The sequence below is a fragment of the Vibrio sp. 10N.247.311.12 genome (genome assembly GCF_041467515.1).
GTDB lineage: Bacteria > Pseudomonadota > Gammaproteobacteria > Enterobacterales > Vibrionaceae > Vibrio > Vibrio crassostreae_C.
The window spans coordinates 1-17,412 of the sequence record NZ_JBFSUV010000060.1 but is presented as its reverse complement, the minus strand read 5'-3'; the positions used below and the strand labels follow the sequence as shown (position 1 = coordinate 17,412).

The window sequence follows — 17,412 nt, the reverse complement described above, 5'->3', positions numbered from 1 at the left end:
CGAGTAGCGAGTAGCGAGTAGCGAGTAGCGAGTAGCGAGTAGCGAGTAGCGAGTAGCGAGTAAATTTTGAAGGGTTGGCGTTTAACGTCAATCCTTTTTTATTGCCTATAACACGGCGCTAGTAGAGATTCCCTACTCCTTCCTTCGTCAGTCTAGGGAATGACGGTTAAATATGAGTTTCGTCTGGTTTGTCATCCTCAAGAGTGAGGTACGAGCGAATTGGGGATCTCTTACCTGCTAAGCTCCAAATAACAGACACAAAAAAGCGGAGCCAAATGGCTCCGCTTTTATCGATAGAATGCAAAAAGAATTACTTCTTAGTAAGCTTCTCTTTAATACGAGCTGACTTACCAGAACGCTCACGTAGGTAGTACAACTTGGCACGACGTACTGCACCACGGCGTTTAACTTCGATGCTATCAACCATTGGAGAGTGAGTTTGGAACGCACGCTCTACGCCTTCACCGTTCGAGATCTTACGAACTGTGAATGCAGAGTGTAGACCACGGTTACGAATAGCGATTACAACGCCTTCGAAAGCCTGTAGACGCTCACGGTCACCTTCTTTTACCTTAACCTGAACTACAACAGTGTCACCTGGTGCGAATTTAGGAAGGTCTGATTTTAGTTGCTCTTCTTCAAGAGCCTTGATGATGTTGCTCATTTGTATAAATTCCTAGAATAAACTGATACTAAATTTAATAGGTTACTGCTTGCTTTTCGTTAAGAGCGTTGCTCTTTAATGAATTCAGCCAGTAATTGTTCCTGTTCGTCAGTCAGAGCTAGGTTTTCCAGGAGTTCTGGTCTTCTTAGCCAAGTTCGGCCCAACGATTGTTTTAATCGCCAGCGACGAATGTCCTTATGGTTTCCAGACTTGAGTACCGATGGTACATCTTTATCGTCTAGCACCTCAGGGCGCGTATAATGGGGACAATCTAGCAAACCATTTGCAAAAGAATCTTCTTCTGCTGAAGCGAAATCTCCAAGTACACCCGGAACAAACCGAGATACTGAATCAATCAGCGTCATGGCTGGCAGTTCGCCACCCGTCATCACAAAATCTCCAATCGACCATTCTTCGTCAACTTCAGATTCAATGATGCGCTCATCTACCCCTTCATAGCGACCACAAATAAGAAGTAAATTCTCGTTTGTTGCCAGCTCTTCAACACCTTTCTGGTCGAGTTTACGACCTTGAGGTGAAAGATAGATGACTTTCGTCTTTCCCGGTGCTGCTTGCTTGGCAGTTTTGATAGCGTCGCGCAAAGGCTGAACCATCATTAACATGCCAGGACCACCACCGTAAGGTCTGTCATCAACAGTGCGATGTTTATCATGAGTGAAATCACGAGGATTCCATGTCTCAATAGATAAAAGACCTTTTTTAACCGCTTGACCTGTTACTCCAAAATCAGTAACAGAACGGAACATTTCAGGAAAAAGGCTAATAATGCCAACCCACATGTGTTCTCTCGCTCTGTAATTTGGAGTTAGAATCCAGGATCCCAGTCAACTTCGATCCGGCGAGCTTCGCGATCAACTTTCTTGATCACTTGCTCTTCAAGGTACGGTACTAACCGTTCCTTTTGGCCAAAAGCATCTTTAAGATTTGCTTTGATTACTAGAACATCGTTCGAGCCAGTTTCTAATAGGTCAGTGACCTCACCAAGGTCGTAACCTTTAGTGGTAAAAACTTGCATACCGAACAATTCGCGCCAGTAGAATTCATCTTCTGACAATTCAGGTAACGAAGCAGGGTCAATAGCAATTTCAAAGTTAGTCATCAGTTGCGCGTCTTCACGAACATCTAATCCCGCTAGCTTACATACATAACCTTGGCCATGACGTTTCCAGCTCTCAACTTTGTACTCAACCCACTTACCCTTTAGGTTTAAATACCAAGGGCTGTAATCAAATATGCTTTCAGCATTGTCTGTGTAGGAGAACACTTTGAGCCAGCCACGAATACCATAGGTAGACCCAAGTTTACCCATGACAATTCTATTATTTTGCTCGCTCATAGTTTCTTTACCCTTCATCGACATAAGCTATTTCTCTTTAAAAAAGAATTAAGCCGCTTTTTGAGCGTCTTTAACTAGCTTAGCTACACGATCAGATAGAGATGCGCCTTGACCAACCCAGTGGTTAACACGATCTAGGTCTAGACGTAGACCTTCTTCTTGACCTTGAGCTGTAGGGTTAAAGAAACCTACTTTCTCGATGAAACGGCCAGTTGCAGCGTTACGGCTATCCGCAACTACGATTTGATAAAATGGGCGCTTCTTTGCACCGTGACGTGCCAAACGAATGGTTACCATGTCGTCCTCTTTGCTTTCTTAATAAAATAATTAACCCCAAGTATAAGTAAATAGCTTGGGGTCTCGTGCCAAATTAAAGCCCCGGAATTTTACTCTTATTCCGGTGCAATGCAAGGGCTTTAGCTATTTTTTCACCAACATAGCTGCCGTACACTTTCTGTGACACGGCTAACACTATGAAAAGTAACGTAGCTAAAGCTTACATTTGTAGATTATCGACCAAACGGGTTAAAGCCACCACCCATTCCGCCCATACCTCCACCGCCGCCCATCATGCCTTGCATGTTGCGCATCATGCCTTTCATGCCACCTTTCTGCATCTTCTTCATCATCTTCTGCATTTGGGTGAACTGCTTAAGCATACGGTTTACATCTTGTACCTGTGTACCAGAACCAGCGGCAATACGCTTTTTGCGTGAGCCTTTGATTAAGTCAGGGCGTTGACGCTCTTTCATGGTCATAGAGTTGATGATCGCTTCCATTTGCTTGAACATCTTGTCATCAACTTTATCTTTAACGTTATCTGGTAGCTGAGACATGCCTGGAAGCTTATCCATCATGCCCATCATGCCGCCCATGTTTTGCATCTGACCTAGTTGTTCACGGAAGTCTTCAAGGTCAAAGCCTTTCTTCTCTTTGAACTTCTTAGCCAGTTTCTCTGCTTTCTCGGTATCAACGTTTTTCTGTAGGTCTTCAATAAGAGACAGTACGTCGCCCATACCTAAGATACGAGAAGCAACACGATCTGGGTGGAACGGTTCTAGTGCGTCAGTCTTTTCACCAACACCCAAGAATTTAATCGGCTTGCCTGTGATATGACGAACAGACAGAGCAGCACCACCACGCGCATCACCATCAACTTTCGTCAAGATAACACCGGTTAGTGGTAGCGCATCACCAAAGGCTTTTGCAGTGTTCGCAGCATCTTGACCTGTCATTGCATCAACAACGAACAGTGTCTCTACTGGTTTAATTGCAGTATGAAGCTCTTTGATCTCGCCCATCATCTCTTCATCGATAGCCAAACGACCCGCAGTATCGACAAGTAGCACGTCGTAGAATTTCTTCTTCGCGTGGTCGATTGCAGCGTTTGCAATATCAAGAGGTTTTTGATCAGCTGAAGATGGGAAGAAGTCTACGCCAACATCGCTTGCTAACGTTTCAAGCTGTTTGATTGCCGCTGGACGGTAAACGTCGGCAGACACAACCAAGACTTTCTTCTTGTCACGCTCAGTTAGAAGCTTAGATAGCTTACCTACCGATGTGGTTTTACCCGCACCTTGTAGACCCGCCATTAAGATAACGGCTGGCGGCTGCGCTGCTAGGTTAAGAGCCTCGTTAGACTCACCCATCACCGCTTCAAGTTCAGCTTGAACGATCTTAATGAATTCTTGACCAGGCGTTAGAGATTTAGAAACCTCAACACCCACAGCGCCTTCTTTTACGCGCTTAACAAAATCGCGGACAACGGGCAGTGCAACGTCGGCTTCAAGTAGCGCCATACGTACTTCACGCAGCGTCTCTTTAATATTGTCTTCGGTCAGACGACCTTTACCGCTGATGTTCTTCAGCGTTTTGGATAGACGATCCGTTAAATTATCAAACATAGTTTTCTCTTCGCTCAAAACTGCGACTATTACTGTGAGTATACATTAGCGCGGATTAGAGTCATACCCGTTGTAGAGCGTTAATCATCCGTGCTTGTGATGTGAGACATTATTCACTTGGAATTGAATGAGGTTCGCCATAGCCCCAAAGAGCGATGCGAGGTATAATTCGCCAATTAGTAATCATTAAAATGGATACCATGGACAGTCTTATTGCGATCGCAGCAGCCTTTCTTTATACAATGGCGATTTCCACGATCATTCCAGGTCTCGTGCACCAAACAGGAATCCGTGTAAAAACGGTGTTTATCAGCGCATTACTTGCTCTAGCTTTCCATGCTTGGTTGCTTGGCGATTTGATTTTTAATGCCAGTGGCCAAAACCTCAGTATCTTGAACGTTGCTTCATTAATCAGTTTAATCATATCTGTGGTAATGAGCGGTGCAATGCTCAAAACCCGTCTGTGGTTTATCTTACCCGTCGTCTATAGCTTCGCTGCGCTGAACTTGATGGCTGCCACTTTTCTTCCAAGCACCTTCATCAAACATCTAGAGAATGACCCAAAACTGCTCGTGCACATCTCTTTGGCTCTATTCTCATACGCAACGTTAACTATCGGTGCGCTATACGCCCTGCAACTTGCGTGGCTAGATCACAAACTTAAAAAGAAAAAAGCCTTAGTGATAAACCCTAACCTACCTCCTTTAATGATGGTGGAAAGACAGCTTTTCAAGATCATTTTGATTGGTAATGGCTTATTAACAGGTACCTTGTTAACGGGTCTCATCTTCGTGCAAGATATGTTTGCTCAAGGAAAGGCACACAAGGCTGTGTTGTCTTTTATCGCTTGGGTTATCTACTCCATCCTTCTGTGGGGTCACTATCAGAAAGGTTGGCGTGGACAGAAAGTCACTTGGTTCGCACTGGCCGGCGCCAGCATGCTCACATTAGCCTACTTCGGTAGCCGCTTCGTCCAGGAAATCATCCTGAACTAGTCTGTAAAATAAAGGCAAGGTCTCACATACCTTGCCTTTAAAATATTGAGTGCAATACATTCAATTGACATCTCGACCATGTTCGGTCATAAATTAATCAAGATACACAAATAGGAAAAGAATAGTTTTGGACGACATATCAACGGGTATCTTATTTGCGCTACTCGCGTGTCTCATTGTAATTTCTGGTTATTTCTCTGGTTCCGAAACGGGCATGATGTCCCTGAACCGCTACCGTTTAAAGCACTTGGCCAATACGGGTCATAAAGGTGCCAAACGTGTAGAAAAACTTCTGAACCGCCCAGACAGATTGATTGGCCTCATCCTCATCGGCAACAATCTCGTCAACATTCTTGCATCTGCGATCGCTACTATTCTTGGTATGCGCATCTACGGGGATATCGGTGTGGCTATCGCTACTGGTACCCTGACTCTCGTGATCCTAGTATTCGCCGAGGTAACCCCAAAGACCATCGCTTCTCTATTTCCTGAACGTGTCTCTTACGCGAGTAGTATCCTTTTGATGATACTGATGAAGGTGCTATCACCATTGGTGATCTTAGTGAACTTCATTACCAACGGCTTCATTCGTATCTTAGGCGTTAAAGCCAGCCATGATGCAACCGACCACTTGAGCTCCGAAGAGCTTAGAACCGTGGTAAATGAAGCCGGTAGCTTAATCCCTCAACGTCACCAAGATATGTTGGTGTCTATTCTGGATTTAGAGCACGTCACCGTGAACGACATCATGGTGCCGCGTAATGAGATTACTGGTATCGACATCAATGACGACTGGAAATCGATCGTTCGTCAACTTACCCACTCGCCTCATGGTCGCGTAGTGCTGTACCGTGACCAAATAGATGAAGTGGTCGGCATGCTTAGGCTGCGTGAAGCTTACCGTCTGATGCTTGAAAAGAACGAATTCAATAAAGAAACCCTGTTGCGTGCCGCGGATGAGATCTACTTTATTCCTGAAGCGACACCACTCAATATTCAACTGCTTAAGTTTCAACGCAATAAGCAGCGCATCGGTTTGATTGTTGATGAGTATGGCGACATCAATGGTCTGGTTACATTAGAAGATATTCTAGAAGAGATCGTAGGTGAGTTTACCACCTCAATCACCCCAAGCTTATCTGAAGAGATTACTCCGCAAAGCGATGGCAGCTTCTTGATTGAAGGCAGTGCCAATATCCGAGATATCAACAAAGGCTTACAGTGGGCACTGCCTACCGATGGCCCAAGAACGCTGAATGGTTTGATACTGGAACATCTTGAAGATATTCCTGAGAGTCACCTGAGTGTTCAGGTTGCCAGCCACCCAATGGAAATTGTTGAGCTTGAAGAGAACCGCATCAAACTGGTTCGCGTGTTCCCACAGATCGTGAACGGCTAACTGAGTTATCACTGAATCTCTGTCTCGCCCTAAAATACGTTGACGAAAAAGGCCCGGTTCATTGAACCGGGCCTTTTAGTATCTAACTCGCGCTATCTAGGGTAGCTATCAATGACTAGTCGATCTTAAGCTCTTGCAGCATAGACTCTGGCAGTGCCAGTTCATCATTCTTGTTTACAGAGATGCCTGCAGCGATGATCGCATTCGCGATCTCTTTCGCTTCATCCAAAGAGTGCATTGCCGCGGTACCACATTGGTATTCGTTCAGCTCAGGGATCTTATTCTGGTTCTCAACTTTCAGTACGTCTTGCATCGCTGCCAACCAACCGTCAGCCACTTGTTGTTCTGTAGGCGTACCAATCAGGCTCATGTAGAAACCAGTGCGACAGCCCATCGGTGAGATATCGATGATCTCTACATCTGAACCGTTCAATTGATTACGCATGAAACCAGCATATAGGTGCTCTAGAGTATGGATACCTTTCTCAGATAGGATGTCTTTGTTTGGCGCAGTAAAACGCAGGTCAAACACAGTGATGGTATCCCCTTTTGGGGTTTGCATTGTTTTAGCAACACGAACGGCAGGTGCGTTCATGCGTGTGTGATCAACAGTGAAACTATCTAATAAAGGCATTGCTCTTCTCCATGACGGCTGGCTTTAGAAAAACCAGCTTCGATTGTCTTCTAGTTCTTTGCGGCACTGTTTCAGCTGCCATCCATAATCTTTTGCTTGCTGTTCGACTTTGCGCGCCACCTTAATTAGCGATGGCTTGCTGTTGTATGACTTACGCTTATAACCACCACGGCCTTCATGATAAGCCAGGTATTGGTTATATGGGTCCCATAGTGAGATGCCCAATTGACGACGCGTCTCGCTGGTATACCAACCGATGAACATCAATGCATCATCAAAGTTGGTTCTTGAACCACCGTTATTGGTCGCCTTTTGGAAGTCTTCCCAAGCAGGATCTTGAGCTTGTGCATAACCGTAGGCACTGCTTACACGCCCCCACGGTATAAAGCCAAGAATGTAATCTTTAGGTGGGCGCGCATCATGACGATAGCTACTCTCTTGTTTCACAAAAGCCATCGCAACGTTAATCGGCGTTCCCCATTCTTCTTGCATATCCAAGGCATCTTCATACCATGAAGGGTGCTCTCGAAAGATGCTACACAAATTATCTTGCTGCTTTGGCGGTGGCGTTGCACATCCAACCAACAGGCTAGAGACAACACCAACAGTCACTACAGGTAACCATTTACTACTCACTCGAGTAGGCTGACCTAATAAGGCTTGCTTCCTTTCCACCAAAGTCTCGCTATGCTTTTAAATACGAAAAATAATCCGCTAAGAAGCTATCAAAATCTTGAGTGCTTGCTTCTTCACTTTGTTGCTGAGCAATCACAGAACGTTGAACTTCTGCTTCCATCAACTCAGCTGAATATACTTTGTATTGGTGAGCTTTGTGTTGCTGAGCGTACGTTTTACCTAACGCGCAACCCACTTTACCTAAGCCGCCCAATTTTTTGGTCTCTTCTAGCAACTGGCCAGAAATAGTTAGCTCAGGGTTATCAATCCAAGCCTCAAGCGTATCGCATGTTTCTTGGTATGCACGACCGCCTTGTTCTGCGTCCATCATTTCGGCAATAGAGCGTAGATCTTTAAATACACGCTTCGCCCAATCTTGCAGAGACAAGCGCTCGCCATGACAACCAATTTGCAGCTCTAGACCAGCTTGACGACCTTCTAAGATCACCTTGTTCCAGTTGTCGCGCCAGCACTCAAGTTCGCAGTTATCCATCTCAGCAGAGTCTGTTAGTACACTCCACGTTAGGAATAGATCCAAGAAGCGAACTTGCTGTTCGGTGATACCGATTGAGCTGAATGGGTTTACATCGAGAGAACGCACCTCGATGTACTCAACACCTCCGCGAGCCAACGCTTCAGATGGCTTCTCACCACTTTTCGCGACACGCTTAGGACGGATTGGAGCGTAAAGCTCATTCTCAATTTGCAGTACGTTGCTATTTAGCTGACGGTATTCACCATCAACCTTAGTGCCAATTTCGGCGAATTCTTCTGATGGCGTACGAATCGCTTGATTCAAACCTTCAAGGTACTGACCCAGGCTGTTGAAGCCAATCTTCAATACACTTTGCGCACTGTTGGTGTAACCAAGATCACTCAGGCGCAGCGCCGTTGCTTTTGGCAGATACAATGTCTCACCAACCTTTTCAAAAGGTAGGTTTGTTTCTCTTCCTTTGATGAAAGAAGAACATAGCGCAGGTGAAGCACCGAAGAAGTATGGGATTAACCAACCAAAGCGGTAGTAGTTACGAATCAAACCAAAGTAAGCATCTGACTTAGATTCACAACGCGCTTCTTCAGTTTGCTCTCCAAACAGGCTATCCCAAAAGCTTTCTGGGAAAGAGAAGTTGAAGTGAACACCAGAGATAATCTGCATCAGGCTACCGTAACGACGTTTTAGGCCTTCACGATATAGGGTCTTCATCTTACCGTTATTCGAGGTGCCGTATTGCGCTAGCTGAATGTAATCTTCACTGCCAACGTAACAAGGCATAGAAAGCGGCCATAGTTTTTCGCCGTCTAACTTGGTTTGCGTGAAGTGGTGGATATCAGACAACTGATTCAAAAGCGTCGGAACGTCGTTAGAAACAGGCGTGATAAATTCCAGTAGCGACTCAGAGAAATCGGTCGTTACCCATTCGTTCATCAACGCAGATCCCAAAGCCTCAGGGTGCGGCCCAGTAGCAAGGTGCCCATCTTCCGTGTAGCGTAATGTTTCCCTTTCAACACCACGACCAAATTGAGAGAAGGTCTTAGGGTTGGTTGCAACTTGCTTTAGTCGCGCAGCAAAATCAGTCAAAATTCAGTTCACTTATCTTATATTGTTCTGATTAGAACTATCATAAATTAGGTTGGAGGAGAAAAGTAGAGTCTCTTCCCTCCCCCTTTAATGTGTACTCTAACGAATGATTTCAAGCTCTTCTATTGGAATATCTAACTTTTCTAATTGCGGGCGAAGCGAAGTCGCGTCACCAACAACGATTATTTGATAATCATTCGGGTCAAACCATTTCTTAGATAGCTCGTTTAAGGTCTCTTTTGAAACCGTTTCAACTATCTGATTACGCTGTTGTAGGTAATCTTCATCAAGGCTCAATGCAACAATATTACTCAACAACCCCGCCTTTTGACTTGGCGTTTCGTATTTAAGTGCATCTTGTTGACCGACGGCAAGGCGCATAAATTTCACCTCTTCGTCAGTTAATCCACTTTGGCTAAACTCATTCAGCTCATTAATAAACTCTTGAATCGATGGAACCGTCGCATTCGCCCTTACCTGCGCGCTAAATACCACTGCGCCAGTTTCACGAGTACTTGCGAAGTAACCGCTTGCACCGTAAGTGTAGGCTTTGTCTTCACGTAGGTTCTGGTTGATACGGCTATTGAAGTTGCCCGCTAAGTTAAAGTTAGCTAACTGGCTCAAATACAATTCACCCGTTGCATCAAACGGCAGGCCTTTACGAACCAAGCGAACAATGCTTTGCGGCGCACCCGGTTTATCGACTAAGTACAGGTGCTGACCAGAAAGCTCTTTGACGATCTGTGGACGCGTTAATGGTGCCGCATCGCCTTGCCACTCTTCAAAGAATTGTAGCTGTTTCCCTACCTCTTTCTTCGAGATGTCTCCCACAACAACAATATTGGCACCTTCTGGTGTGTAATGTTGCGCATAGAATTTTTTCACATCGTCTAAGGTCAATTTCGATAGAGATTCCTTAGTACCATCACTTGCACGAGCAAAAACAGTGTCACCAAACAGCACTTCACGGGTTGCTTGAGAAGCCATCCAACTTGGCTGCTGATGCTGATACACAACGCCTTCTAGCATCTGTTTCTTAACGCGCTCAAAATCTTGCTCATCGAACTTAGGATCGAATAGAACCTCTTGCACAATCGCTAAGGTTTGAGGCAAGTTTTTCTCTAGCGTCGAGACTGAAATATCTGTGGTGTAGCTGCCCGCACTAATGCTCACGCTGCTACCAAGTTTATCTAAGGTCGCTTGTAACTCTTCAACGGTTCGTTTAGTTGAGCCTTCTTCCATCATCGAAGCCGTTAGGTTCGCTAGGCCTTCTTGCCCTTTGCGAACATAGCGTTCGCCTGCAGGCAATTGAATTTGCAGCTGTACTGTCGGCGTTTCACTGGTCACGGTACCAATTAAGTCAGTGCCATTTGCAAAGTGCATGCGGTACAACTCAGGCATGGTCGCCTCAACACCAAAGTTCACTTCTGGCATCACACTGCGATCAAAGGTATCCGGTGCCTTTCTGAAATCCAGTTGATCTTCCGTCACCTTGCTGTATTCCGGCAACGTACGTGGTGGCGTGGTAAAGGTCGCTTCACGAACCGCCAAATCGAGCTTTTTCTTAGGAACCACACTCAAGGTAACCTTGTGCTTACCTTCGATGAAATCTTGGTATGCCTTGCTCACGCTCTCAGGCGTCACCGCTCGGATTTGATCGAGTTGTGATTCAATGCGATCAGGCTGACCATAGAAGGTTTGGTTCGACGCGAGTTGCGACACCTTACCTTTAACGCTTTGCAATGCAAAAACAGCATTCGCTTCGGCCATGCCAGTGATCTGGTCTAAACGCTCTTGCTCAACGCCCTCTTTCGAGAATTGCTCCAGGGTATCCATCAGCTCTTTATTGAGAACCGTCAAATCGCCTTTTTCACCTGAGTTGCCCATTGCATACACGTACATGGTACACGCCAACTCAGCACAATCATGGAAAGAGCCAGCGCTGACGGCCTTCTGCGTTTTTACGAGGTTTTGATATAGGTAACTGTTGGTACCTGAACCTAACACGTTAGACAATGCATTCAGTGAAGCTTGCGTCTCTTCACCGCGATACGTTGTTGGCCACCCCACCAGCACCATCGGCTGACGAATATTGTCTTCTAAGGTGATGTATTTATCTTCTGTTAGAACAGCAGGTTGCTTCTCTGCCGCCTTCACTTCAGGGCCTTGAGGAATTGAACCAAAGTACTTGTTAACCCATTCTAGCGTGTCATCAACGTCGATATCACCACCAATCGTTAACACGGCATTGTTTGGGCCGTACCAACGCAGGAAGAACGCTTTAAGATCATTCACGTCAACACGGTCAAGATCTTCAACATAGCCGATTGGTTGCCAAGAGTAAGGGTGACCTTCAGGGTAAAGCGCTTCGCCCATGCGTTCCCACATCAAGCCGTAAGGACGATTTTCGTAGCTCTGCGCTCGCTCGTTCTTGACCGTGCCTCTTTGAACCTCAAATTTCTTCTGAGAAACAGCATCCAACAAGAAGCCCATTCGGTCTGATTCTAACCACAACATTTTCTCAAGTTGGTTAGAAGGAACAGTTTCAAAATAGTTGGTGCGGTCACGGTTGGTCGTGCCGTTTAACGAGCCACCCGCTTCGGTAATGATCTTAAAGTGCTGTTGGTCACCAACGTTCTCTGAACCCTGGAACATCATGTGCTCAAAGAAGTGAGCAAATCCCGACTTGCCTATCTCTTCACGTGCTGAACCGACGTGATAAGTTACATCAACATGCACCAACGGATCGGAATCATCAGGGGAAAGAATAACTGTCAGACCGTTTTCAAGCTGATACTTGGTGTAAGGAATCACTACTTTATCTTTAGAGGGCTTAACCTCTTCTAACAGAGTGACACCTTCAGGTAACGAGGAAAAGAAGGGCGTTGAGCTAGGTACATTGTAAGAACAGCCAGCAATGGCGATAAGAGAAAATGTACCAAGTAAAACCTTTTTCATAGGTTCTCCTTAGAAAAAACCGAAGTAGATAGCAGCAAGTAAGCTATAGCGAGCGGCTTTGCCAATCGCTATCAAAATAACGCTAGGGATGAATTTCATTCTTAGCCAACCCGCAGCGAGACACAAAGGGTCACCAATGATCGGTAACCAACTAAATAACAGTGTCCAGTAGCCATAGCGACTCAGCCAAGCCATAGCCTTATGACCATGCTTTTCAGATTGAGTTCGATTAGGCAACCACAAACCAATCCAATAGTTAGTCAGGCCGCCTAAGGTATTGCCTAATGTCGCCACTAGAATGATCGATGAGGTTGAAAACTGATCTAAGCTCAATGCAGCCACAAGGCTAGCTTCTGAACCACCGGGGAGTAACGTGGCACTCAAGAAGCCACTAATGAAGAGTACCCACAGCGCCGAGTCCGAGAACCACAGCGCGATATTTTCAAAAAGGGAGTTAAAAAATTCTAACACTGCCTATCAACTTTCTTGCATTTTAAGTAGCACCTTGCCTCTGGTGTGTCCGGTTTCAACCTGCAGGTGCGCCGACTGCGCCTCGTCTAATTGGTAGATACCTTGAATTTCTGTTTTGAGTAATCCGACACTGACCATGTAAAGCATAGTGTCCATTTGCTCAGGGCTTGGTTCAACCAGCATGCCTGATGCAGTAAAACCTAATAGTGTGGCTTTTTCGCAGATAAGTTCTGCAGATAGAGTCGGCACAGTCACGACTCGCGCGTCATCTTTTAGGCACTTCAATGCATCAAGCGCGGTATCGCCGCCGACCAAGTCAATCAACACATCGACATCAGATACTCTTTCTGATGCTGGTGCAAACTTATAGTTAATCGCGTGAGCACCTAGCGTCGCAAGGTAATCAAGGTTGGCTTCGCTGCAGGTTGTGTAAACCTCTGCTTTTGCTGCCACTGCAATTTGAACCGCAAGGTGACCAACGCCGCCCGCGCCCGCCAAGATAAGCACGCGGTCGCCTTCTTTCACTTCGGCTTTGTTGAGCGCTTGTGCCGCTGTTTGACTCGCGAGTGGTAATGCAGCTGCCGCTTCTAGAGTGACAGAATCAGGAACCATACTTAATGCAGCTTCTGGAACACACATATATTGGCTGTAACCGCCACCTTGCAGTGGAAAACCAATAAAGCCAGCTACGTTATCACCAACAGTAAAGCGTTCAGCCTGTTCGCCTAGCGAGACAATTTGCCCTGAAATATCGTAGCCAGGTACCCAAGGTAGGTTATCTTTGTTTTGTGCTGCCGCCCAACCAAGGCCCGCTCGGGTTTTGACATCAATCGGATTAATGCCTGAAAAGGAAACTTTAACCACCACTTCTCCAGCCTTAGGCTCAGGGATCGCACTGGTTTGAATACTTAGGTTTTCGACGCCGCCGAATTGAGTAATCGCAATCTGTTTATTTTCCATTTCCACATTTCCTTGATTGATAAAAGCCCTAGTGAGCAAGCACCTTAATTAATAAAAAGAAAGGGATGCGAAAGCATCCCTTTGACTATAAACCATTTAATAAGGCTAAGTTAACCGCTCATTCGTAAATTGACGACCAATTAACGTAACGATACATGACCCAGCAAATCCACTAGCCCACGAGAGCTAATAGAATGCCCGCCGCAACCGCACTACCAAGTACACCGGCTACGTTCGGACCCATTGCATGCATCAATAAGAAGTTCTGAGGGTTTGCCTCAAGACCAACCTTGTTCACAACACGTGCCGCCATTGGAACCGCCGATACGCCAGCTGCGCCAATCAGTGGGTTGATGTCCTCTTTCGAGAATCGGTTCAACACCTTAGCCATCAATACACCACCCGCCGTACCGATACTGAACGCGACCGCACCTAAACCTAGAATACCCAGTGTTTCTAAGTTCAAGAACGTATCCGCTTGAAGCTTAGAACCAACCCCTAGACCTAGGAAAATAGTTACAACGTTAATCAGTTCGTTTTGAGCTGTTTTTGAAAGGCGATCAACCACACCCGCTTCACGCATTAAGTTACCCAAACAGAACATACCAACTAGAGGTGTTGCTGAAGGTAGGAACAAAATCGTCATCAGTAGTACAGCAAGCGGGAAAAGAATCTTCTCGGCTTTGCTAACGTGACGAAGTTGAGCCATCTTAATTTTGCGCTCTTCAGGAGACGTTAACGCTTTCATGATTGGTGGCTGAATGATAGGAACCAAAGCCATGTAGCTATAAGCCGCTACTGCAATGGCACCTAAAAGATCCGGAGATAACTTGCTTGCCAAGAAGATCGCAGTTGGGCCATCGGCACCACCAATGATCGCAATTGACGAAGCATCGGCCATCGAGAACTCCATTCCTGGAACGTAGTTCAGCAAGATCGCGCCAAATAGCGTCGCGAAGATACCAAACTGAGCCGCAGCCCCTAGCCACAACGTTTTAGGGTTCGCAATCAACGCACCGAAGTCCGTCATCGCACCAACACCCATAAAGATCAGCAGTGGGAAAATACCTGTCTCAATACCAATGTAGTAGACGTAGTAGAGCAAACCACCTGGATCAGTAAACCCAGCATTTGGAATGTTTGCTAATACAGCACCAAAACCAATAGGCAGTAGAAGTAACGGTTCAAATCCTTTACGAATTGCCAAAAACAACAGTAAGCAACCAACCAGCATCATACAGATCTGGCCGAACTCAAAGTTCGCAATCCCTGTTTCAGACCATAAGGTCATCAATCCTTCCATGGTACTCCCTTACGCTAAGCTTAGTAGTGGAGCGCCTACAGTAACTGCATCGCCTTCTTTAACATTCAATTCTTGAACGATACCACCACGAGCAGCACGAACTTCCGTTTCCATCTTCATCGCTTCTAGGATTAGTAGAACGTCGCCTTCAGAAACCTCAGTACCCGCCTGAACGTTTACTTTAAAGATGTTACCCGCCAATGGAGCTGGAACCGCTTCAGCGTCAGACGCTGCTACTGGTGCAGCCTGAGCAGGTTTTGCAGATGGCGCCACCGATGTCAGTTCACCTTGTGGGCCAACTTCAACATCGTAAACTTGACCATCAACCTTCACGCTGTAGCTTTCAATACCACCAGAAGCTTGTACAGGAGCTGCAGCAACTGGAGCCGCAACTTCTAGCGTTGGTGCAGGTTCAAATGCTTCAGGATTACGACGGTTCTTAAGGAACTTAAGACCCACTTGTGGGAAGAGCGCGTAAGTCAGTACATCATCAACCGTATCTTCAGCTAGAGAGATACCCTCTGATTTCGCTTTCTCTAACAGATCCGTCGTTAACGTATCCATTTCAGACTTAAGTAAATCAGCAGGACGACAAGTAATCGGCTCTGCACCGTCTAGAACTTTCGCTTGCAGTTCAGTATCCACTTCAGCAGGAGCTTGACCGTATTCACCTTTCAGTAGACCAGCAGTCTCTTTCGTGATGCTCTTATAGCGTTCGCCCGTTAAGACGTTAATAACCGCTTGAGTACCGACAATCTGAGAAGTTGGTGTTACTAAAGGAATGTAACCAAGCTCTTTACGTACGCGTGGGATCTCTTCTAGAACTTCATCCATGCGATCGGCGGCGCCTTGCTCTTTAAGCTGGCCTTCCATGTTAGTTAACATTCCGCCAGGAACTTGAGCGATTAAGATGCGAGAATCGACACCTTTTAGCTGACCTTCCCATTTCGCGTACTTTTTACGTACATCACGGAAGTAAGCCGCGATGGGTTCGATTTGGTCTAGTTTAAGATTCGTGTCGCGCTCTGTACCTTCTAACATCGCAACAACCGTTTCGGTTGGCGTATGACCGTAAGTACAGCTCATTGAAGAAATAGCGGTATCTAGAATGTCGATACCCGCTTCAACGGCTTTAACCGCTGTTGCAGTCGATAGACCGGTTGTCGCGTGGCTGTGCAGGGCTAGAGGAACGTCACACGATGCTTTGATACGTGTAATCAGCTCTTCTGCTTCATACGGCTTTAATAAACCAGACATATCTTTGATACATAGTGAATGACAACCTAGATCCTCTAGGCGCTTAGCCAAATCAACCCAAGTATCTGAGTTGTGAACCGGACTGGTTGTGTAAGACAACGTACCTTGAGCGTGGCCACCAACGTCGATCGTTGCTTTCACTGCTTTTTCAAAGTTACGCACGTCATTCATCGCATCAAAGATACGGAATACGTCCATGCCGTTTTTATGGGCACGTTCAACAAATTTTTCTACTACATCATCCGCGTAGTGACGGTAGCCCAATAGGTTTTGACCACGCAGTAGCATCTGCATTGGTGTGTTTGGCATCGCTTTTTTCAGCTCACGCAAACGCTCCCATGGATCCTCGCCAAGAAAACGGATACACGAATCAAACGTCGCGCCGCCCCAAGTCTCAAGTGACCAGTAACCGACTTTATCCAGTTCTGCCGCAATTGGCAGCATATCTTCGATACGCATACGAGTAGCAAATAGTGACTGGTGCGCGTCACGAAGTACCACATCTGTGATAGCTAGTGGTTTAGACATGCTCATAAACTCCTTTTTAATCCTTTAAATACTACTTAGCAGTAGACGCACGGTATTGATGAACCGCGGCCGAAATTGCAGCCACTACCTGTGGACTAACAGCTGAAGGGTTTGATTGTGATTTTTGAATTTTTTTAGGTGCTGCGATCGGCTCTGGTACTTCTTCTGGTACCAGTTTTGACATCAACCGAACGAGGTAAACTAGAATAGTTAGGAAAATAAAGACAACGGACATCCCCGTTATCATTAGAGTCGCCGCATCTCCTAGCAGGCTTCCAATATTAGTCATGTTGCTTCCTTTCTTCGTCATCCTGACATACGTACAGGATTTCAGCGAATAGTGATCCCGACCCATGGATTATCTCGATTGGTAAAAGTTTGTCAATTTTGTTTAAGGTTCTGTTACGGATAACGCACACATAAGGTTAATTATTCGCCTATCAGATCACATAAATCTGTCAAATACGTCATTTTTAGATATTTAAACTGTGACTTAAACGGGGCTTTTCTGGGAATTGATATGAGAAAGGTGGAATAACAAAGAAGCAATCAAGAACTACTTTAAATACAACAAGTTAAACAACGAAAAAATTTAACATTGTCGCAACAAATTTGCAGCAGACATAAAAAAAGCCTCGTATAAACGAGGCTTTTTCTAATAATGTGGCGCGCTCTGGAGGATTCGAACCTCCGACCGCCTGGTTCGTAGCCAGGTACTCTATCCAGCT

16 protein-coding genes are annotated in these 17,412 nt (G+C 45.8%); 2 read left to right on the top strand and 14 right to left on the bottom strand.

Annotated features, from left to right (window positions below; genetic code table 11):
• Positions 1 to 310: 310 nt before the first annotated feature.
• The 5 genes from rplS to ffh all read right to left on the bottom strand — a co-directional run bounded on the left by rplS (position 311) and on the right by ffh (position 3,925).
• Positions 311 to 664 (bottom strand): 50S ribosomal protein L19, encoded by a 354-nt coding sequence (gene rplS / locus AB6E30_RS20525; RefSeq protein WP_004735514.1) that lies wholly within the window; start codon positions 662 to 664, stop codon positions 311 to 313.
• A gap of 59 nt (positions 665 to 723) precedes the next feature.
• Positions 724 to 1,464 (bottom strand): tRNA (guanosine(37)-N1)-methyltransferase TrmD, encoded by a 741-nt coding sequence (trmD, locus tag AB6E30_RS20520; RefSeq protein WP_102319880.1) that lies wholly within the window; start codon positions 1,462 to 1,464, stop codon positions 724 to 726.
• Between the two features lie 26 nt (positions 1,465 to 1,490).
• Positions 1,491 to 2,045, bottom strand: a complete 555-nt coding sequence (rimM, locus tag AB6E30_RS20515) for a ribosome maturation factor RimM (protein WP_017063236.1) — start codon at positions 2,043 to 2,045, stop codon at positions 1,491 to 1,493.
• Positions 2,046 to 2,069: 24 nt separating this feature from the next.
• Complete coding sequence (gene rpsP / locus AB6E30_RS20510; RefSeq protein ID WP_004410028.1) at positions 2,070 to 2,318, bottom strand: 30S ribosomal protein S16; 249 nt, start codon at positions 2,316 to 2,318, stop codon at positions 2,070 to 2,072.
• Between the two features lie 212 nt (positions 2,319 to 2,530).
• Entirely contained in the window at positions 2,531 to 3,925 is a 1,395-nt protein-coding gene (gene ffh, locus AB6E30_RS20505) for a signal recognition particle protein (protein WP_010435884.1), read from the bottom strand.
• A gap of 200 nt (positions 3,926 to 4,125) precedes the next feature.
• Here ffh and AB6E30_RS20500 point away from each other — a divergent pair, with 200 nt between their 5' ends.
• Together AB6E30_RS20500 and AB6E30_RS20495 are read left to right on the top strand one after the other, a co-directional pair.
• Entirely contained in the window at positions 4,126 to 4,920 is a 795-nt protein-coding gene (locus AB6E30_RS20500; protein ID WP_019825854.1) for an inner membrane protein YpjD, read from the top strand.
• Positions 4,921 to 5,047: 127 nt separating this feature from the next.
• On the top strand, positions 5,048 to 6,319 hold the full coding sequence (locus tag AB6E30_RS20495) for an HlyC/CorC family transporter (RefSeq protein ID WP_017063233.1): 1,272 nt from the start codon (positions 5,048 to 5,050) through the stop codon (positions 6,317 to 6,319).
• A 115-nt stretch (positions 6,320 to 6,434) separates the two neighbouring features.
• Here the strand turns inward: AB6E30_RS20495 and luxS are convergent, their stop codons facing one another.
• The 9 genes from luxS to AB6E30_RS20450 form a co-directional block, all read right to left on the bottom strand.
• A complete protein-coding gene (luxS, locus tag AB6E30_RS20490; RefSeq protein WP_017056597.1) occupies positions 6,435 to 6,953 on the bottom strand; it encodes an S-ribosylhomocysteine lyase in 519 nt (172 codons plus the stop codon).
• A gap of 24 nt (positions 6,954 to 6,977) precedes the next feature.
• Positions 6,978 to 7,628, bottom strand: coding sequence for a hypothetical protein (locus AB6E30_RS20485; protein ID WP_017629422.1), 651 nt, complete (start codon positions 7,626 to 7,628; stop codon positions 6,978 to 6,980).
• A 10-nt stretch (positions 7,629 to 7,638) separates the two neighbouring features.
• The gene (gene gshA / locus AB6E30_RS20480) at positions 7,639 to 9,207 is read right to left on the bottom strand and encodes a glutamate--cysteine ligase (protein WP_017068871.1); all 1,569 of its coding nucleotides are present in this window, start codon (positions 9,205 to 9,207) and stop codon (positions 7,639 to 7,641) included.
• Between the two features lie 99 nt (positions 9,208 to 9,306).
• Entirely contained in the window at positions 9,307 to 12,165 is a 2,859-nt protein-coding gene (locus tag AB6E30_RS20475; protein ID WP_017063228.1) for a pitrilysin family protein, read from the bottom strand.
• Positions 12,166 to 12,174: 9 nt separating this feature from the next.
• A complete protein-coding gene (locus AB6E30_RS20470; protein WP_017059555.1) occupies positions 12,175 to 12,636 on the bottom strand; it encodes a YqaA family protein in 462 nt (153 codons plus the stop codon).
• Between the two features lie 6 nt (positions 12,637 to 12,642).
• A complete protein-coding gene (locus tag AB6E30_RS20465) occupies positions 12,643 to 13,596 on the bottom strand; it encodes an NADP-dependent oxidoreductase (RefSeq protein WP_372105038.1) in 954 nt (317 codons plus the stop codon).
• Positions 13,597 to 13,768: 172 nt separating this feature from the next.
• A complete protein-coding gene (locus tag AB6E30_RS20460; protein WP_019825842.1) occupies positions 13,769 to 14,899 on the bottom strand; it encodes a sodium ion-translocating decarboxylase subunit beta in 1,131 nt (376 codons plus the stop codon).
• Positions 14,900 to 14,908: 9 nt separating this feature from the next.
• Complete coding sequence (gene oadA / locus AB6E30_RS20455; RefSeq protein ID WP_372105036.1) at positions 14,909 to 16,684, bottom strand: sodium-extruding oxaloacetate decarboxylase subunit alpha; 1,776 nt, start codon at positions 16,682 to 16,684, stop codon at positions 14,909 to 14,911.
• A 31-nt stretch (positions 16,685 to 16,715) separates the two neighbouring features.
• Positions 16,716 to 16,973, bottom strand: a complete 258-nt coding sequence (locus AB6E30_RS20450) for an oxaloacetate decarboxylase subunit gamma (RefSeq protein WP_004741884.1) — start codon at positions 16,971 to 16,973, stop codon at positions 16,716 to 16,718.
• Positions 16,974 to 17,412 lie beyond the last annotated feature (439 nt).